1 rRNA gene is annotated in these 377 nt (G+C 52.5%); it reads left to right on the top strand.

The annotated features are described in order from the left end of the window. A 16S ribosomal RNA gene (locus IMQ33_RS19780) occupies positions 1 to 377 on the top strand; the annotation flags it as partial.

A 377-nucleotide genomic window follows, 5' to 3' on the forward strand; every position in this document is an offset into this window, starting at 1 on the left:
GGTGATAAACCGGAGGAAGGTGGGGATGACGTCAAGTCATCATGGCCCTTACGAGTAGGGCTACACACGTGCTACAATGGCATATACAAAGAGAAGCGAACTCGCGAGAGCAAGCGGACCTCATAAAGTATGTCGTAGTCCGGATCGGAGTCTGCAACTCGACTCCGTGAAGTCGGAATCGCTAGTAATCGTAGATCAGAATGCTACGGTGAATACGTTCCCGGGCCTTGTACACACCGCCCGTCACACCATGGGAGTGGGTTGCAAAAGAAGTAGGTAGCTTAACCTTCGGGAGGGCGCTTACCACTTTGTGATTCATGACTGGGGTGAAGTCGTAACAAGGTAACCGTAGGGGAACCTGCGGTTGGATCACCTCC

The organism is Serratia sp. Res13-Sevr-LER1-36-b (assembly GCF_015673035.1).
Lineage (GTDB): Bacteria > Pseudomonadota > Gammaproteobacteria > Enterobacterales > Enterobacteriaceae > Chania > Chania fonticola_C.